General features: G+C 56.6%; 15 protein-coding genes. 5 read left to right on the forward strand and 10 right to left on the reverse strand.

Annotated elements, in window-relative coordinates; translation table 11 throughout:
• The first annotated feature begins 14 nt into the window (after positions 1-14).
• Together ubiU and OKC42_RS15415 are read left to right on the forward strand one after the other, a co-directional pair.
• Positions 15-1,010: a ubiquinone anaerobic biosynthesis protein UbiU gene (gene ubiU, locus OKC42_RS15410; RefSeq protein WP_042080116.1), complete on the forward strand. Its 996-nt coding sequence runs from the start codon at positions 15-17 to the stop codon at positions 1,008-1,010.
• An 11-nt stretch (positions 1,011-1,021) separates the two neighbouring features.
• Positions 1,022-1,894 (forward strand): U32 family peptidase, encoded by an 873-nt coding sequence (locus tag OKC42_RS15415; protein WP_216948815.1) that lies wholly within the window; start codon positions 1,022-1,024, stop codon positions 1,892-1,894.
• 65 nt (positions 1,895-1,959) lie between these two features.
• Here OKC42_RS15415 and nlpI read toward each other — a convergent pair whose 3' ends face one another.
• From nlpI to queA, 7 genes are all read right to left on the reverse strand, one after another.
• On the reverse strand, positions 1,960-2,904 hold the full coding sequence (nlpI, locus tag OKC42_RS15420) for a lipoprotein NlpI (RefSeq protein WP_280638861.1): 945 nt from the start codon (positions 2,902-2,904) through the stop codon (positions 1,960-1,962).
• A gap of 90 nt (positions 2,905-2,994) precedes the next feature.
• Positions 2,995-3,363 (reverse strand): rhodanese-like domain-containing protein, encoded by a 369-nt coding sequence (locus tag OKC42_RS15425; protein WP_019446086.1) that lies wholly within the window; start codon positions 3,361-3,363, stop codon positions 2,995-2,997.
• Positions 3,364-3,447: 84 nt separating this feature from the next.
• Entirely contained in the window at positions 3,448-4,395 is a 948-nt protein-coding gene (secF, locus tag OKC42_RS15430; protein ID WP_005337322.1) for a protein translocase subunit SecF, read from the reverse strand.
• A 10-nt stretch (positions 4,396-4,405) separates the two neighbouring features.
• Entirely contained in the window at positions 4,406-6,259 is a 1,854-nt protein-coding gene (gene secD / locus OKC42_RS15435; protein WP_005337324.1) for a protein translocase subunit SecD, read from the reverse strand.
• Positions 6,260-6,277: 18 nt separating this feature from the next.
• Positions 6,278-6,613 (reverse strand): preprotein translocase subunit YajC, encoded by a 336-nt coding sequence (gene yajC / locus OKC42_RS15440; protein ID WP_005337327.1) that lies wholly within the window; start codon positions 6,611-6,613, stop codon positions 6,278-6,280.
• Positions 6,614-6,665: 52 nt separating this feature from the next.
• Positions 6,666-7,802 carry a tRNA guanosine(34) transglycosylase Tgt gene (gene tgt / locus OKC42_RS15445; RefSeq protein WP_005337329.1) on the reverse strand — a complete coding sequence of 379 codons (1,137 nt, stop codon included), beginning with the start codon at positions 7,800-7,802 and terminating at the stop codon, positions 6,666-6,668.
• A 74-nt stretch (positions 7,803-7,876) separates the two neighbouring features.
• On the reverse strand, positions 7,877-8,929 hold the full coding sequence (gene queA / locus OKC42_RS15450; RefSeq protein ID WP_021229691.1) for a tRNA preQ1(34) S-adenosylmethionine ribosyltransferase-isomerase QueA: 1,053 nt from the start codon (positions 8,927-8,929) through the stop codon (positions 7,877-7,879).
• Between the two features lie 212 nt (positions 8,930-9,141).
• Between queA and OKC42_RS15455 the strand changes: the two genes are divergently transcribed.
• From OKC42_RS15455 to ahpF, 3 genes are all read left to right on the forward strand, one after another.
• Positions 9,142-9,588: a CBS domain-containing protein gene (locus OKC42_RS15455; protein WP_013723842.1), complete on the forward strand. Its 447-nt coding sequence runs from the start codon at positions 9,142-9,144 to the stop codon at positions 9,586-9,588.
• A 689-nt stretch (positions 9,589-10,277) separates the two neighbouring features.
• Positions 10,278-10,844 (forward strand): alkyl hydroperoxide reductase subunit C, encoded by a 567-nt coding sequence (ahpC, locus tag OKC42_RS15460; RefSeq protein WP_005337335.1) that lies wholly within the window; start codon positions 10,278-10,280, stop codon positions 10,842-10,844.
• A gap of 123 nt (positions 10,845-10,967) precedes the next feature.
• Positions 10,968-12,548: an alkyl hydroperoxide reductase subunit F gene (gene ahpF / locus OKC42_RS15465; protein WP_270820196.1), complete on the forward strand. Its 1,581-nt coding sequence runs from the start codon at positions 10,968-10,970 to the stop codon at positions 12,546-12,548.
• 135 nt (positions 12,549-12,683) lie between these two features.
• Here ahpF and OKC42_RS15470 read toward each other — a convergent pair whose 3' ends face one another.
• The 3 genes from OKC42_RS15470 to OKC42_RS15480 form a co-directional block, all read right to left on the reverse strand.
• Positions 12,684-13,400: an SIMPL domain-containing protein gene (locus OKC42_RS15470; protein WP_181281650.1), complete on the reverse strand. Its 717-nt coding sequence runs from the start codon at positions 13,398-13,400 to the stop codon at positions 12,684-12,686.
• A 56-nt stretch (positions 13,401-13,456) separates the two neighbouring features.
• Positions 13,457-14,017 (reverse strand): hypothetical protein, encoded by a 561-nt coding sequence (locus tag OKC42_RS15475; protein ID WP_005337339.1) that lies wholly within the window; start codon positions 14,015-14,017, stop codon positions 13,457-13,459.
• Positions 14,018-14,103: 86 nt separating this feature from the next.
• The gene (locus tag OKC42_RS15480) at positions 14,104-18,579 is read right to left on the reverse strand and encodes a DUF5801 repeats-in-toxin domain-containing protein (protein WP_270820197.1); all 4,476 of its coding nucleotides are present in this window, start codon (positions 18,577-18,579) and stop codon (positions 14,104-14,106) included.
• Positions 18,580-18,591 lie beyond the last annotated feature (12 nt).

The raw sequence follows: 18,591 nt of genomic DNA on the forward strand, positions 1-18,591 counted from the left end.
CTCGGAGCGTACCAATGGAATTACTCTGTCCGGCAGGCAGTTTGCCGGCACTGAAAACCGCCGTGGATAACGGGGCCGATGCCGTTTATATCGGTTTCAAGGATGACACCAATGCCCGCCACTTTGCCGGTCTCAACTTTACCGACAGCAAACTGGAGAAGGCGGTGGATTATGTGCATCAACATGGTCGCAAGCTGCATATTGCTATCAATACCTTTGCGCATCCCGGGGCCGATACTCGATGGAAACAGGCGGTTGATCGCGGAGTGGCCCTCGGCGCCGATGCGTTAATCATCGCCGATCTCGCCGTGCTGGAATATGCCAGCCGCCACTACCCCGAGATGGAACTCCATGTCTCGGTGCAGGCCAGCGCCACCAATGCCGCCGCCATTCGCTTCTATCAGCAGCAATTCAATGTCACACGGGTGGTGCTGCCCCGGGTGCTCTCCATGCATCAGGTCAAGCAACTGGCCCGCGAAACCGATGTTGGCCTTGAGGTATTCGCCTTTGGCAGCCTCTGCATCATGGCCGAGGGGCGCTGCTATCTCTCCTCCTACATGACTGGCGAGAGTCCCAACACCGTCGGCGCCTGCTCACCGGCCAAGTTCGTCCGTTGGGAAGAGACCCCGAATGGTCTCGAGTCGCGGCTCAACGAGGTGCTGATCGACCGCTATGGCCCGGGCGAAAATGCTGGCTATCCGACCCTGTGCAAGGGGCGTTTCGACGTGGATGGCCAGACCTACCACGCGCTGGAAGAGCCCACCAGTCTCAATACCCTGGGTCTCCTGCCAGAGCTGTTCAAGACTGGGATCCAGTCGGTCAAGATTGAAGGGCGCCAGCGCAGCCCCGCTTATGTGGAGCAAGTGACCCGGGTCTGGCGTGCAGCCATCGATGCCTATCAGGCCAATCCCGAGGCCTATCAGGTTAAAGCTGAGTGGGATGCCCAGCTAGCCCGCGTCTCCGAAGGTAGCCAAACTACCCTCGGCGCCTACCATCGTCAGTGGCAATAAGGAGTCCACCTATGCAATTTTCTCTCGGGCCTCTGCTCTTCTACTGGCCCAAAGCCGATACCGAATCCTTTTACCATGCCGCTGCCGACAGTCAGGCCGACATCATCTATCTGGGCGAGACGGTGTGCAGCAAGCGGCGCGAACTCAAAGTCGATGACTGGATTGCGCTGGCCCGTCAGGTCGCCAACTCCGGCAAGCAGGCGGTGCTCTCGACCCTCGCCCTTATCTCCGCCCCTTCCGAGCTCAAGGAGGTGAAGCGGCTGGTCGACAATGGCGATCTTATGGTCGAAGCCAACGATCTCGGTACGGTGCAACTCGCCTGGGAGGCTGGGATCCCCTTCGTCTGTGGCCCCGCCATCAACGCCTATAACGCCGATGTGCTGCGCATGCTGCTCAAACAGGGGATGAAACGCTGGGTCATGCCGGTGGAGCTCTCCCGTGACTGGCTGATCCAGCTCAATCAGGATCTGGGCTCCCTGCGCGACCAATTTGAGGTGGAGGTGTTTGCCTACGGCCATCTGCCGCTCGCCTACTCGGCGCGCTGCTTCACCGCCCGCTCCCTCGACAAACCGAAAGACAACTGCGAGCTCGCCTGCATCAACTACCCCACCGGACGACTGGCCAACAGCCGCGAGGGACAACGGGTGTTCAATCTCAACGGGATCCAGACCCAGTCCGGTTACTGCTACAACTTGGGTAACGAGCTGGCTGGTATGGAAGGTCTGGTGGATGTGGTCAGACTTTCACCGCAAGGGATGGAGACGCTGGAGATGGTGGCCCGCTTCAAAGCCAATCGGCAGGGCCAGGCTCCCCTCCCCTTGCAGCAAGGAAGCGACTGTAACGGCTACTGGCGCCAGATCCCCGGCATGAGCCTGGTGGAGTAAACCCGCCATTCGCCCAACAAAAAGGCCTCATCGCGAGGCCTTTTTTACCACTATCTGGCAGTGGATCAGGAGGGCTGATCACTCTTGTTACGAGCGCTCTGGGCACCTGGCGGCAAGGGTTTGCGCGCCATCAACTCCAGCTCCAACAGCGCATAGCGGTGCTCAATGAAGTCATAGACGTTGTTGGATAAGGCCAGCTTGAAGTAGCTGATGGCTTCCTTGCGGTTGCCTTTGCCCAGCTCGAACTTGCCCAGATAGAAGTAGGTTTCACACAGGCGCTCGGCAAGCTCCCGGTTATCCTTCACTCCTTTCACCACGTTGCCCATCAGCTGGGAAGCGTTGATCTCGCCGGTATAGAGGCGAACCAGATCCCAGTTCCAGGCATCGTCATCGTACTTGTTGAGACGCTCGCGCATCCGGCTCATGGCGGCCGAAGGGTCGAGTTTCTGCTCGGCCAGATAGAGCCAGATCACCCGATAGGGGTCTTCCGGCTGCGCCTCGTAGAAACGCTTCATATCGGCCGCGGCCAGCTCGGGACGGTTACCGTAATAGAGGGCGATGCCACGGTTGAGATAGGCATAGTCATAGTCCGGCGCCAGTTCGAGGGCGGAATCGAACGCATCATAGGCTTCGTCGTAATTCTGCTGCTGTACCAGATAGACGCCGATGAAGTTGTAGGCTTCGGCGAAATCCGGTTTCTCCCGCAGGGCACGGTTGAAATCGAGCCGCGCGAGGGAACGCAGACCAACCCGATCAAACACCACGGCACGCTCATAGAACAACTCTGCCCGTTGCTCGGTGGTCAGTTCCATTTCACTGAGCATCTGCCCGAGTCGGGCGAGCGCCAGCTCACTCTGGTAGGAGACCTGCAGGGGGGTCGCCAACACCAGTGAAGCAGGCTGCGGCTTGGGAACCTTGGGGGTGTTAACCTGACTGCTACTGCTGCAACCCCACATGGGAAGCAACAACAGGATACCGAGGAGGTATCCAATCCCTTTCCTGACGTTCAATGAACACTCCGACGCTTACGCTTGACCCCGCATATGGTAAAGGTCAACTGCCGCTTTGTCATGTAGCTGTGCCCCTCTACCTCAAATAAATCAGGATTCGACAGGGTATCCGGCATCGCACCAACCGCGAAAGCCGCCGTCGACGCTGATCACCTTGCGATAACCCATCTGTTGCAGGTTGTCCGCCGCCAGAATTGAGCGAAAACCACCACCACAATAGAGGTAGAGCTCGGTCTCAAGATCCGGGAACTGGGTCTCGATATCCCGCTCAATCACGCCACGACCCAGATATCGGGCACCGGGCAGATGGCCTTTGGCCCACTCGCTCTCTTCCCGCACGTCGATTAGGTGAAACGTGCGCCCTTCATCCTGCCAGCGCTTGATCTGGTGAACATCGGTTTCGGTGATGCGGGAGCGGATCCCGTCAACCAGCGCCAAAAAACGGGGATTGTGATGCATGACAAACTCCTGTTGTTTAAATCATGTGCGTCAGCAAACGACACGCAGAGATAAGAAAAGAGCGCCATGAGGCGCTCTTCACTGTTACGGCAGGATTTCCTGTTGGTCCGCACCCTCTTTCTCTACCTGGGTTGGCAGCATGTGCTCGCGCTTGACGCCGAGGAACATGGCAAACGCACTCGCCACATAGATGGAGGAGTAGGTACCGAACGCCACACCGATCACCATGGCCACGGCAAAACCGTGGATCAGCGCACCGCCCTTGAGCAGCAGCGCCAGCACCACGATAAAGGTAAGGCCGGAGGTGATGATGGTACGACTCAGGGTCTCGGTCATGGAGAGATCCAGAATGTACTCGGTATCCCCTTTACGCACCTTGCGGAAGTTCTCCCGCAAGCGGTCGAACACCACGATGGTATCGTTAAGGGAGTAACCCACCAGGGTCATCAGCGCCGCCAGTACGGTCAGGTCGAACTCGTACTGGAAGTAGGCAAAGACACCTAGCGTGATCACCACGTCGTGCACCAGGGAGAGAATGCCCCCCAGCGCCAGACGCCATTCGAAACGCACTGCCACGTAGGCCAGGATACAGAGGATGGAGGCCAGCATGGCCAGCGCACCGTCTGTCGCCAGTTCATCACCCACGGAAGGGCCGACGAACTCAACGCGTTTGAGCACTGCGCCCTCGTCGAGCTGCTTGGCCGCCGCCAGCACTTCGTTACCCTGTTGTTCTACCTTGACCCCCTCTTTCGGGGTCAGGCGGAACAGCACGTCACGGCTGGAGCCAAAGTGTTGCAGGGTTGCCCCTTCAATCTTCTGCTCTTCCAGAGCGTCGTGGATCTTGTCCAGGCTCACCGACTGCTGGAACCCCACCTCGATGGTGGTACCACCGGTAAAGTCCAGACCCCAGTTCAGACCCCGATCAAACAGGAAGAACAGGGCTACCACCATCAGCACGGAAGAGAAAACCACACCCGGCTTGGCATAGCGCATAAACGGGATCGGTTTTTCAAAATGTAGAATCTGAAACATCTCTCTATCCTCAGATGGGCAGCTTGTCGATACGCCGTCCACCCCAAGCCAGGTTGATAATGGCACGGGAAACTGTGATGGCAGTAAACATGGAGGCGGTCAGACCAATGCCCAGCGTCAGAGCAAAGCCCTTGATGGCGCCAGTACCGATACCGAACAGGATCACACAGGTGATCAGCGAGGTCACGTTGGAGTCGGCGATGGTGGAGAATGCCCGATCAAAGCCCAGATGGATGGCTTGCTGAACACCGCGACCGTTGCGGATCTCTTCACGAATACGCTCGTAGATCAGCACGTTGGCATCCACCGCCATACCCAGCGTCAGGACGATACCGGCGATACCCGGCAGGGTCATGGTGGCACCAGGGATCATCGACATGATGCCGACAATCAACACCAGGTTCATACAGAGCGCCAGGTTGGCAACCCAGCCGAACGCGCGGTAGTAGATCCCCATGAACAGCACGATCACCAGCATGGCCCAGCCGATGGCTTCCATACCGCTGTCGATGTTCTGTTGACCCAGGCTCGGGCCAATGGTGCGCTCTTCCACGATCTGGATCGGGGCGATCAGGGCACCGGCACGCAGCAGCAGCGCCAGGTTGTGGGCTTCGTTGGCGTTGTCGATACCTGTGATACGGAACTGGCTGCCAAGACGCGACTGGATGGTGGCGACGTTGATCACCTCCTCCTGCTTGCGGAACTTGCGCTTGCCATCCGGACCCGGTTGACCGACCGGCTTGTACTCGATGAAGACGGTCGCCATCCCTTTACCGACGTTATCCTTGGTAAAGTTGGCCATCTTGTTGCCACCCTGGCCATCCAGCTTGATGTTGACCTGGGGACGGCTGTACTCGTCGAAACCGGACTGGGCACCCACGATGTGGTCACCGGTCAGGATCACCCGCTTTTGCAGCACCACGGGACGACCATTGCGATCGTTGTAGACCTTGGAGCTGGGCGGGACACGGCCATCGGCCGCAGCCTGGATGTCGGCAGTCTCATCGACCATGTGGAATTCCAGGGTCGCGGTTGCACCCAGGATCTCCTTGGCGCGGGCGGTATCCTGAATACCGGGCAGTTCAACGACAATGCGCTCGGCGCCTTGCTGTTGTACCAGCGGCTCGGCCACGCCCAGTTCGTTGACCCGGTTACGGATGATGGTGATGTTCTGCTCGAGGGCGTACTTCTTCACTTCCTTTATCTTGGCTTCGCTCAGACCAGCCAGCAGGATGAACTCATCCCCTTTCTGCTCGGTAGTGAAGGTCAAATCAGGGTTCTGACGACGCAGATGAGAAACGGCGCGTTCCTGATCGGCTTCGTCACGGAAGATCACCTGCACCTGATCACCGACCCGGCGCACGCCGGAGTAACGGATCTTCTGGGTGCGCAGCTCGGAGCGGAAATCCTGCACCATCTGCTCTTGCTGCTTGGTCAGTGCTTCGGCCATGTCCACTTCCATCAGGAAGTGCACACCACCGCGCAGATCAAGACCCAGCTTCAGAGGCGCCGCACCGATGGCTTCGAGCCAGGCGGGAGTGGAAGGTGCCAGGTTGAGTGCGGTAATGAAGTTGTCGCCCAGCTTGTTGGCAACGATATCGCGCGCCTTCAGCTGGTCTTCGGTGTTCTTGAAACGGATCAGGATAAAACCGTGCTCGAATGCAGCATGTTTGACCGGGATCTTGGCCGCTTCAAGGGTCTCTTTCACCAGATCAAGAGTATCTAGCTTGACTTCGGCACCACGGCTGGCAGAAACCTGCAAAGCCGGATCTTCGCCGTAAAGATTGGGGGCTGCATATAGAAAACCGATGGCGATCACCAGGATCACCATCAGGTATTTCCACAGCGGATAGCGATTCAACACGCTGTGCTCCTTGGGAGATTAAAGGGACTGGATAGAACCCTTGGGCAGAACGGCAGAGACGAAGTCCTTTTTGATGGTGACTTGAGTCTGGTCGTTCAGGGCGATCACCAGGTAATCGCTGTCTGCAGCCACTTTGGCAATTTTGCCAACCAGGCCACCGGAAGTGAGCACTTCATCACCCTTTGACAAGGAGCTCATCAGATTGCGGTGATCCTTGGCACGTTTGGCCTGGGGACGATAGATCATGAAGTAGAAGATCAGGCCGAATACGGCCAGCATGATGATCATTTCCATACCACCACCCTGTGCACCCGGTGCTGCGCCTTCTGCATACGCCTTGGAGATAATGCTCATTTAACAACCTCTTATTGATGTAGATTTAAAAAAACAAAATTATATGTTGTTGTTATTTAACGTCATTTTCAGCTAACGGAGGCACAGGCTTCCCTTGCCGACGGTAAAACTCTGTTACAAAGTCGTCTAATTTACCCTGCTCGATCGCGTCCCGCAAACCCTGCATCACACGCTGGTAGTAACGCAGGTTATGAATCGTATTCAGACGGGCACCGAGGATCTCGTTGCACTTGTCCAGATGGTGCAGGTAGCTACGGCTGTAGTTCTTGCAGGTGTAGCAATCGCATTCGGCATCCAGGGTGCTGGTGTCGTTGCGGTGCTGGGCATTGCGGATCTTCACCACGCCATCGGTGGTGAACAGGTGGCCGTTGCGGGCGTTGCGGGTCGGCATGACGCAGTCGAACATGTCGATACCACGGCGCACCCCTTCCACCAGATCTTCCGGCTTGCCGACCCCCATCAGGTAGCGCGGCTTGTCGGCCGGAATTTTCGGGCAGACGTGCTCGAGGATGCGATGCATGTCCTCTTTGGGTTCGCCCACGGCCAGACCACCGACCGCATAACCGTCGAAACCGATCTCCAGCAGCCCCTTGAGGGAGACATCCCGCAGATCTTCGTAGACCGAGCCCTGAATGATGCCGAACAGGGCGTTCTTGTTGCCCAGCGCATCAAACTTGTCGCGGGAGCGCTTGCCCCAGCGCAGGGACATCTCCATGGACTTGCGCGCTTCTTCATAAGTGGCCGGGTACGGGGTGCACTCGTCGAAGATCATCACGATGTCGGAGCCCAGATCGTACTGGATCTCCATGGACTTCTCGGGGTCGAGGAAGATCTTCTCGCCATTGATTGGGTGACGGAAGTGGACGCCCGCTTCGGTGATCTTGCGAATATGGCCCAGGCTGAACACCTGGAAACCACCGGAGTCGGTCAGGATCGGGCCCTGCCAGTTCATGAAGTCATGCAGATCGCCGTGGGCACGCATCACTTCCTGACCCGGACGCAGCCAGAGGTGGAAGGTGTTACCCAGCAGGATCTGGGCGCCGGTTTCACGCACTTCTTCCGGGGTCATCCCCTTGACGGTGCCGTAAGTCCCGACCGGCATAAAGGCCGGCGTTTGTACCACACCACGTTCAAAGACCAGTTGACCGCGACGGGCACGGCCGTCGGTGGTTTTCAGTTCAAATTTCATTGCTACCTCGGCTGCGTCAGATAAACAGTCTGACAATAGGAGGGCCGCGCACGGCCCGGTAAATAAGCTGAAGCTTATGCTTCAACCTGGCGACGGGTGACGAACATGGCGTCCCCGTAGCTGAAGAAACGGTACTGCCCGGCCACGGCTGCCTGATAGGCCGCCATCACGTTGTCATAACCGGCAAAGGCGCTGACCAGCATGATCAGGGTCGACTCCGGCAGATGGAAGTTGGTGACCATGGCATCGACAATCTGGAACTTGTAACCGGGGAAGATGAAGATATCGGTGTCACTAAAGAAGGGCGCCAGCGGTTTGCCCTGCGCCAGGGTGACCTTGGCCGCGCTCTCCAGCGAACGGACCGAGGTGGTGCCAACGGCAATCACCCGACCACCACGGGCACGGGTGGCCGCGATGGCATCTACCACCTCTTGCGGCACTTCCGCATACTCGGAGTGCATGTGGTGATCTTCAATCTTCTCAACCCGCACCGGCTGGAAGGTCCCCGCCCCTACATGCAGGGTGACGAAGGCCGTTTCAACCCCTTTGGCCCGAATTTTCTCAAGCAGCGGCTCATCAAAGTGCAGGCCGGCGGTCGGCGCGGCGACGGCGCCCGGCTTTTGATTGTAAACGGTCTGGTAGCGCTCCTTGTCGGCATCCTCGTCGGGACGGTCGATATAGGGGGGCAGCGGCATGTGGCCAATGGCCTCCAAAATCTCCAGCACCGGACGCGGGTCGAGGAAGTGGATCTCGAACAGGGCGTCGTGGCGGGCACGCATCTCTGCCTCCACACCACCATCCATGATCATCCGGGTGCCGGGCTTGGGCGCCTTGGAGGCACGGACATGGGCCAGCACGCTGTGCTCGTCCAGAATGCGCTCGACCAGTACCTCCAGCTTGCCGCCGCTGGCCTTCTGGCCAAACATGCGCGCCGGAATGACACGGGTGTTATTGAATACCAGCAGGTCACCCGGATTGAGCTGATCCAGCACATCCACAAATTGACCGTGGCGCAGGGCGCCAGTTTGACCATCGAGCTGCAACAGGCGGCTGGCGGTACGCTCTGCCATCGGATAGCGGGCAATCAGCTCGTCTGGCAGATCAAAATGAAAATCGGATACTTGCATCTTTCACCTCGGGGGGAATCGGCGGCTAGTCTAGTTATCCCCATCTTCCAAGGCAACCCAAAAGACCAAAAACCCAAGAGAGACAAGGGGTAGCGAGCAATATTGAGACACACCTCCGGTTAATGATTCTTTAATGTTCTGTATTGACCCTGATCATGTTTTGCCAATGGGCGCTGGGCTAGGGTGAAAGCAGATACACAAGGAGGCCCACCATGATGACCCTATCCGAAATCATGACCGAACACCCCTTCACTCTGGGTCCGTCAAACAGTGTCAAACAAGCGATGGACCTGATGCAGCAGGAGCGGATCCGCCACATTCCCATCGTCGACGAGCAGCACCACCTGCTGGGGCTGGTGACCCTCACCGATATCCTGGCCACCCGGGAATCCAAGCTGCTGCTCATCAGCCCGGAGCGGGAAGCCGAATTTACCGACAGCGTGCAACTCGACGAGATCATGACACGGCAAGTGGCGAGCGTAGATCCTCACGCCGGCATCAAGGAGGCGGCACTTTACCTGCAGCGACACAGATATGGCTGCCTGCCGGTACTCAAAGGACGCAAGCTGATCGGCATTGTCACCGAGTCGGACTTCATTGCCGTGGCCATCAACCTGCTGGAATTGATGGAAGAGCAGGAACCACCTACCGACTTCTGATAGATTTGGTTGTAATTAAATTACAATAAAAGCGTTTTCAGCCGTCAAAACAAGCTGAAATGATGAAACACTTTCATTTTGATTGAAAAATTACACCAAATGCTTGCCTTGTGATCTGCGTCACACTATCATCCTCTCATGCAATAGTTGCCGAGGGGGAGACGAGGGATTGTGCACCCATTATCTTCCTCTCATATGTCTGCAAGTTTGCACACCCCGTAGTTAGTCTTTGCTGTAAAGCATTTGTTTATATAGCCATTCCTTGTTTGATGACCCGGCCCTGTCGTTGCGATAGCGCCGGGATTTTTTTTATCTGCGCCTTTCGGCCTCCCCTTGCCAGCACATCCCCATCGCTGCGACCAACGGCCTCAACCTCCTCGCCACCTGTTTGCACCACCGTTTATCTCATCGCGTCATCGTGGCTCTGCACACCCCTTCTTATGCCTTGAAAAGGCGATGCAGCGCACAGACATTGAACCACGACAAGGAGTTATCTCAGTAGGTCAGAGATATTCATGTTAGGTACAGCCATAGTGAGCTATCTAATAAGTAGATTTAAGCGATTCAAAATTGCGGCTTTTATCGATTAACGGAAGCCCCTATGATGAATCCATCGAAAGTTAAGCGCCTCGTCTGGCAAGACTCTTCAACACCAGACCGGCATATGTACATCACCAAGGAGCAATTACATGTCTACCTACATCAACACTGAAATCAAGCCGTTCAATGCTACCGCCTACCACAATGGCAAATTCGTTCAGGTGTCTGACGCTGACCTGAAAGGCAAGTGGTCCGTGGTCTTCTTCTACCCGGCTGACTTCACCTTCGTTTGCCCGACCGAGCTGGGCGACCTGGCTGACAACTACGCTGAATTCCAGAAGCTGGGCGTCGAGATCTACTCTGTCTCTACCGATACCCACTTCACTCACAAAGCATGGCACGACACTTCTGACACCATTCAGAAGATCCAGTACCCGATGATTGGTGACCCGACTGGTACCATCACCCGCAACTTCGGCGTGATGATCGAAGAAGCTGGTCTGGCTGACCGCGGTACCTTCGTAATTGACCCGCAGGGCATCATCCAGATCGTCGAGATCAACGCCGGCGGCATCGGCCGTGACGCACTGGAACTGCTGCGCAAAGTCAAAGCAGCCCAGTACGTTGCCTCCCACCCGGGTGAAGTGTGCCCGGCTAAATGGAAAGAAGGCGAAGCCACTCTGGCCCCGTCCCTGGATCTGGTAGGCAAGATCTAAGCCTCCCGCTTCCAAGACCGGCCCGCATAAGGGCCGGTCTGCTTTCCGGCATTGCCAAATAGGCCTGAAAGCAGACCGACTCACATTTAATGCCAACTCGCCATTACAAGAAGGAATTCGACCATGTTGGATACCAACCTCAAACAACAGCTGAACACCTATCTGCAGTACATCGTCAATCCCATCGAGATCAGCGTGTCCGGCAACGACAGCGACAAATCTGCAGAGCTGCTGGCACTGGCCAGCGAGATCGCCGAGATGTCCCCCAAGATCACCCAGACCTCTGGCACTGCCGCTCGCAAGCCTTCCATGAGTGTCGCGCCGCAGGGCCAAGCCCCGCGCGTTCACTTTGCCGGCATCCCCATGGGTCATGAATTTACCTCTCTGGTGCTCGCCCTGCTGCAAAGCGGCGGCCACCCCTCCAAGGCCGATGCGGCCGTGCAGGAGCAGATCCGCAATCTCAAGGGTGAGTTCCACTTCGAGACCTATATCTCCCTCTCCTGCCACAACTGCCCGGACGTAGTACAGGCCCTCAACCTGATGGCGACCCTGAACCCCGGCATCACTCACACCATGATCGACGGCGCCCTGTTCCAGGAAGAGGTCAATGAGCGTCAAATCATGGCGGTACCGAATGTCTACCTGAACGGCCAACCGTTCAGCCAAGGGCGGATCTCGCTGGAAGAGATCGTCGCCAAACTTGACACAGGTGCTGCCGAGCGCAAGGCAGCCGAGCTGAATGAGAAAGATCCCTACGATGTGCTGGTCGTGGGCGGTGGCCCGGCTGGCGCCGCAGCGGCCATCTATGCCGCTCGTAAAGGCATTCGCACCGCCATCGTTGCCGAACGTTTCGGTGGTCAGGTGATGGACACCGTCGGCATCGAGAACTTTATCTCAGTGCCCTACACCGAAGGCCCCAAGCTGGCCGCCAGCCTGGAGCAGCACGTCAAAGAGTACGGCGTGGAAGTGATCACCGAACAGCGCGCCGCCGCCATCAGCAAAGATGGATATGTGAACGTGGATCTCGCCTCTGGTGCCACCTTGAAGAGCCGCGCCGTGATCCTGGCTACCGGTGCCCGCTGGCGCGATCTGAACGTACCGGGCGAGCTTGAGTACCGCACCAAGGGCGTGGCCTACTGCCCGCACTGCGATGGTCCCTTCTTCAAGGGCAAGCGAGTAGCTGTGATCGGTGGCGGTAACTCCGGTATCGAGGCGGCCATCGATCTGGCTGGCATCGTCGAGCATGTGACTGTGGTGGAGTTCGCCGACACCCTGCGTGCCGATGAAGTGCTGCAGAAGAAGGCTCGCTCCATGGGCAATATCGACATCATCATGAGCGCGCGCACCACCGAAGTGATCGGTGATGGCACCAAGGTGGTCGGTATGGACTACGAAGATCGCACCACAGGTGAGATCAAACACCTGGCGGTGGCGGGTATCTTCGTCCAGATCGGCCTGGTACCGAACACCGAGTTCCTGAAAGGGAGCGAGATTGCCCTGACCCGCTTTGGCGAGATCGAGATCGATACCAAGGGCGCGACCTCCCTGCCCGGCGTCTACGCCGCAGGGGATGCCACCACGGTACCGTTCAAGCAGATCATCATCTCCATGGGCGCTGGCGCCACCGCCGCACTGGGTGCATTTGATTACCTCATCCGCAACCCTGCTCCTGAATCGACCAAGGCTGATGCTGTAACCGCCTGATAAACCCCGCCAACAAAAAGCCGACGCGCGATTAAGTAAACACGAGCGTCGGCTTTTTTATATCTGCATCGATGTGCAATAAAAACCCCGCAGCAAATGGCGGGGTTGTTCATGACTGGACTTAAACGACGGGCATCACTCCAGCAAGAAAACAGCCTCGATATTATCACTTACCGTGATCTGCTGTTGTTGATAGCTGTTGTCCGCCATATCCGGCGCGGGAGCAGCCATCGCCATGGCCTGCACCACCTTCAGGTTGCGGCTGTAGGCGGTAATGGGCGAAGCATTGCGGTACTCCACACTGTAGACCTTGCCAAGCTTCATACCGAACGCCTTGGCCAGAGATTCAGCCTTGGTTTTGGCATCCTCAACTGCTTTCAAACGGGCCTGCTCCTTGATGACCTGCGGCGACTTCAACCCGTACTCAATCTGGGATACAGACTCCAGCCCGGCTTTGAGGGCGGTATCCATCAGGGGGCTCAATTTATCCAGTTGATAGAGTTTGACCGCCAATTGCCGTTGGGCACGATACCCCAACAATACCGGCTTCTTGTTCTCGCCATACTGATATTCCGGAGAGACCATCAGGTTGCCAGCCTCAACATCGCTGCGCTTGATCCCCAACCCTTCCAGTTGGCTGAAAAAGGCTGCGACCTTGGTATCGACCTGCTGCTTGGCCTTGAGGCCCTGCTTATCCAGTGCACTCACCGCCACATTGAGGGTGAGCATATCGGGTTCGGTCTTCTGCTCGGCATAACCGCTCACCACCAGATGGGGCGCTTGCGGCACTTCAATCGCCAGCAGCGGAGCACTGACAACCAGAGCGGAAAGAGTAAGAAGGGGACGCCACATAGAAAAAAACCTCAATCGGAAAGATTGAGGCCATTATGCCCGTGCAGCTGCGGGATTCATATATCGTGCAAGGGGGGGAGCTGATCCAGTATCTGATTGGTCAGATCGAGACTAATGGTGACCATGCTGCCGGGATCCTGGCTCTGGTTTGCCATATCCAGCGCAGGAGCCGCGCCACAGACCAACACCTCATCATCGAAATGGAACGAGTCCCACGACAGAACGTGTCCTTGCACCGCCTGTCCGATATTGGTGCCACCACTATCCTCCTCCATCGCAGACCAAGGGATGGTATCAGATGGTCCTAGCAAATCTTGCAACAACGGAGAGTGAAAACTGGCCAGCGGATATTCCTGCTGCCCCTGATGATGGCCAACCAGAATCATGTTATGGGCAGACTCGGTATCCATGACCGGCACATAAGTGATAGAGGCAGTAGCGAAGTCAACATAGAGCGAGCCCGCTACATCACCGGCCTCATTCTCAATCTCCATCCCATCCAGCCGATCCCCCGCGATCGAGGCCTGATAGCCAAACTGGCCTGCGCAGGTAATGTTCCCCTGCCCATCCCAGCTATAACGGATGCCATCAATGTCGACCCAGTTGAATGACTGCATGATTAACCCTCTCCTCTACTGCCGCTATCTTATCCATCCCCTTGAGGAAAAAACAGGGGCCAGGCAAGCCCGGCCCCAAGACAAGGTTACGGATCAACCTTCAAGTTACCGTCATCCAGCAACTTCTGAATAATCTGCAAGTCACTGTTACCCAGGGTCGTCAAGTCAATACTGTCAAATTTTATGACGTGGGTGGTTCCTCCATTCGTACCATCCAAATCAATAGTCAATGTTGATTTGTTTGTGCCTGGCCCATCACTACTGAAATTGAGGTACGCATCAAGCGAACCAGAGTTGGCATGTTCGCCAGTGAGCAACTCGCTTATATCCAGTACATCTCCGCCAGTGCCGGTGGTGAAGTCTTTGATGACATCCACACCACCGATATCACCCGCCCCCCACTTAAAGGTGTCTTTACCGCCTCCACCTGTCAGGGTGTCGCCATCAGCACCACCAAGGAGCAAGTCATCGCCGCCACCACCGCTCAAGATGTCGCTTCCAACCAAACCGCTCAGTACGTTGGCATTGCCATCCCCCGTCAGACTGTCGTTGAACATGGAACCCACCAGATTTTCCATATTGCTCAGACTGTCAGTACCCGCACCACCGGTCGCCTGATTATTACCATTGACCTTAACAGTGACACCGGCCGTACTATCGATGTAACTGGCCGTGTCGTTGCCAGCACCACCGTTCAAGGTATCGTTGCCTGCACCGCCAACAAGAATGTCGTTACCCTCGCCACCATTCAAAGCGTCGTTACCGGCACCGCCCAGCAGAATATCATTTCCAGCATTGCCGTTGAGCGTATCCGCCCCCGTCCCGCCGATGAGGATCTCGTCCAGATATCCTCCTGTGAGCGTTGCCCCGCTTTGAACATCCACGAAGACCTTGGCCGTATCTGTGGTCGAGCTATTGGTGTAGTTGAATGACCCTTCGTAGCTACTGGGGGTTGCGCTGCCAGAGGTATCATCGAACGTCACCGAACCCGCGTTATCTGTCACTGTCCCACCAACGGCCCCAGAGACGCCCGTAATAATCTGGGTCGCAGCCAGCGGCCCGGTATCATTGACAAGCAACGCCCAATCCGGAACGGTTGCAGGGTCCTGGTTGGTGATGATGAAATCATCGCGTACCACCGTCGGACCAACCGCTGGCTTGATCACGATGGCCAGAGTGCTGGACGCTGTGTCCCCGTCCTTATCGGTAATGCCATAGCCCACGACCTGGTTTATGCCCCCTGCCGGTATAGAAGACGGCGGAGTATAGGTATACGCCCCGTTGTCCATATCTACCTTGAGGGTGCCGCCAGCCAGCGCAATAGTCCATTCGTTTGTTGATTGGTTAAAGGTCCCAACCGACGTACCGCCAGAAACACCCGATGTATCCGTGTTCTGGTTGTAGGTATAGGTTACCCCCCCCACAGTAATGGAGCTGAGCCAGCCACCATCCGCCCCGGCACTGGCCACTATGCCGTTGATCATTTGACCCGCCAGCGGTGGCGCAATAACAGTACTCAAAAGCGTAGCGGCCAATTGGCTGAAATCAGTCACAACCACAGCGGTTGTATTCGCCGGGCTGGCGCCACTGACGCCATTGTAAGCGATGGGGTCAAGTGCAGACTGTGTAGAGCCTGAGCCCATCCCTAGCGCAAACGAGTTGATATTGTTTGCTGTAAGGAAATCAGCCCAATCTTTGGTTTCTCCACTCAGTGTTGGGCCGTCACCATCTATGCCATTACCACCACCAAGGGCGTTATTGCCATCCGGGACAGAAGCGGCTGAGCCACTCAATGCATTCGCAGTGGGCTGACCATCTGACATGAAATAGGAGACATTTTGTGCATTAGTCTGCCTGCCTGTATCGCCAAAGGCCTTGATCGCCTCATTTAGAGCATCGTCATAGTTAGTACCACCTGATGGTTGCAGCCCCAATATGGTCGACTTGGCCACATCCACATTGACCCAGATACTGGTTGGGTTAGTAGCAGAGGATGCAAATGTGATGATATTGACCATAACGGTGCCATAGGCACTGTACTTGTCGAGCAACTCCAAGGCAGATTTTTGCATCACCTGCATCCGGGTCATGCCTTGATAGCCCGATGGATCACCCATACTGCCGGAAATATCGAGGATCAACATCAGGTTGGTATTTTGCACCTGAGTGGCCTGACCCGAGTTGGTTACTGCATTCGCCGTCGGGATGTCGTCATCGACGTTGATGGTCAGGCTGCCATCCACGCTGTCTTTGTCGGCATCGGTAACACGGTAGTTCAGCGTGAAGGTGGCGTTATTCTCGTCATTACCGTCGGCATGCTTGATCGGCGCATTCTGCGTCACGCTGTAGGCACCCGTGGCGCTGTTCAGCGTCACCGTCAGCACGGTCACGCCAGCCTGTTTGACCAGCAGTGAACCACCAGACCCCGCTTCATAGGTGTAACCGCCCGGTGCGCCACTGGTCAGCCACTGGATGCTGCCAGCGCCGTCGGCACCGAAGCTGTGGCCCAGAATTCCGCTGACGTTGACCGCGTTCGGGTCGTCGCCCGTGCCGCCAGCTATGCCGCCCGCCAGGGCATCATCGTCCAGTTGCACTGCTGCGTTAGCGCTGACCGTCGGGATGTCGTCGTCGACGTTGATGGTCAGGCTGCCATCCACGCTGTCTTTGTCGGCATCGGTAACACGGTAGTTCAGCGTGAAGGTGGCGTTATTCTCGTCATTACCGTCGGCATGCTTGATCGGCGCATTCTGCGTCACGCTGTAGGCACCCGTGGCGCTGTTCAGCGTCACCGTCAGCACGGTCACGCCAGCCTGTTTGACCAGCAGTGAACCACCAGACCCCGCTTCATAGGTGTAACCGCCCGGTGCGCCACTGGTCAGCCACTGGATGCTGCCAGCGCCGTCGGCACCGAAGCTGTGGCCCAGAATTCCGCTGACGTTGACCGCGTTCGGGTCGTCGCCCGTGCCGCCAGCTATGCCGCCCGCTAGGGCATCATCGTCCAGTTGCACTACTGCGTTGGCGCTGATACTCGGGCCATCGTCTTTGAAGCTGATAACTTTACCGATATCTAGTCGACCGCTAGTGTGGTCACCATCCTTATCGGTAACGGTCAGTGTCAAACTTATATGGCCAGAGCCGAGGAATTTGACTTCATCGGGATCAGAAGTCGGATGTTCAATAGCTCGTAATTGATCAAGAGTTACTTTACCGCTGCCGTCAACGCTAAGGTTAAACACCAACTGACCGGTGGTTATAGTACGCCCTTCAATCGTTGAGCCATTCATAACTAGTCTGATCTGTTCACCTGTTGTTGTATCAATCAAGCCTGAATTTACATTTTGTATGCTCAAGCTGTAGCTCTTGGATCCCAGACCATCTGCCCCCGGCTGTACGTTGAACACACCACTAAAGTCAGCTGTTGCATCATGATTGAGGTTGGACTCATCGACCTGCAACTGCACAGCACCGCCCCAAGTCACAGTGGTACTGACATCGTTGTAGTCATAATCCGAGTTGAGGGTCATATCCTCCCAATTTTGGTTGCCTGCGCTACCAGTATCCTGCAAATGTGAACCGCCAGGGTTGAGGCTCGCATCGCTGAACACGATGTTGGCACCATCGGCCCCACTCAACGCAGTGCTGCCAACGAATGCCTGCCACTTGCCATTAATAAACTGGAATGTGACGGCGGCACCATCGCCAAGACCGGGATTGGCACCTCCATTGGGGATAACAAAGAATCCGGTATGAGCAGGATCCAACGAACTGATATCTGTCTGGCTTCCCACACTCTGACTGTGAACATTTGCCCAGATGACTTTGCCGGACAACGGGGTGCCATCATCACCTTTGATGTAATAGCCATAGCTATTTGAATAACCGGCGTTGCTACCCAGGAAAGTGACTGAAGAAGTCAGGGACAGCTCACCCACCTGGATTGTCGGCGTATCATCGTTAATTGTGACTGCAAGTACGCCACTGGCACTATCCCCGTCACCATCTGTCACCTTGTAGCCCACATTGAGGGTGAGAGTGTCTTCGGTATCAACCCCTGTGTGCATCAATGGCTGCAGAAGTTTCACCGAGTAGGCACCAGTGCTCGGGTCGGTAATGGTGACCGTCATCAAGACACCACGAGTGGAACTGATAGACAAGGTTCCACTTTGGGCATCCCACGTTGAGGTCACACTTTCACTTCCCAACGCATTAGGCCCGGAGAGTTCAAGCGATTTGAGGCCATCAGCCCCGGCCTGATAAACCAGATTGCCCGTGACGCTGGTGTTGGCCCCTGCCACATCACCAGAACCACCATTGATCCCGCCAACAAGGCCTTCATCGTCAAGTACCAAGGCAGCCTGGACATTGTTTGCTTTGGGACCGTCATCCTCGAAGCGGAACACACCGTTGGCGCCCAGGTCCACAGACGCGCTGGCGCTATCGCCGTCGGCATCGGTCACGGTCTGCACCAGGGTCAGCACACCCTGACCCAGCGTCAGCGCCACGCTGTCATCCGCATTGGTGGTGTCGCCGTGCCAGACGTTGTCCAGCAGGGCCAGGGTCACTTCGCCGGTGGT

This window comes from Aeromonas sp. Y311-2 (genome assembly GCF_027706025.1).
Classification (GTDB): Bacteria; Pseudomonadota; Gammaproteobacteria; order Enterobacterales; family Aeromonadaceae; genus Aeromonas; species Aeromonas veronii.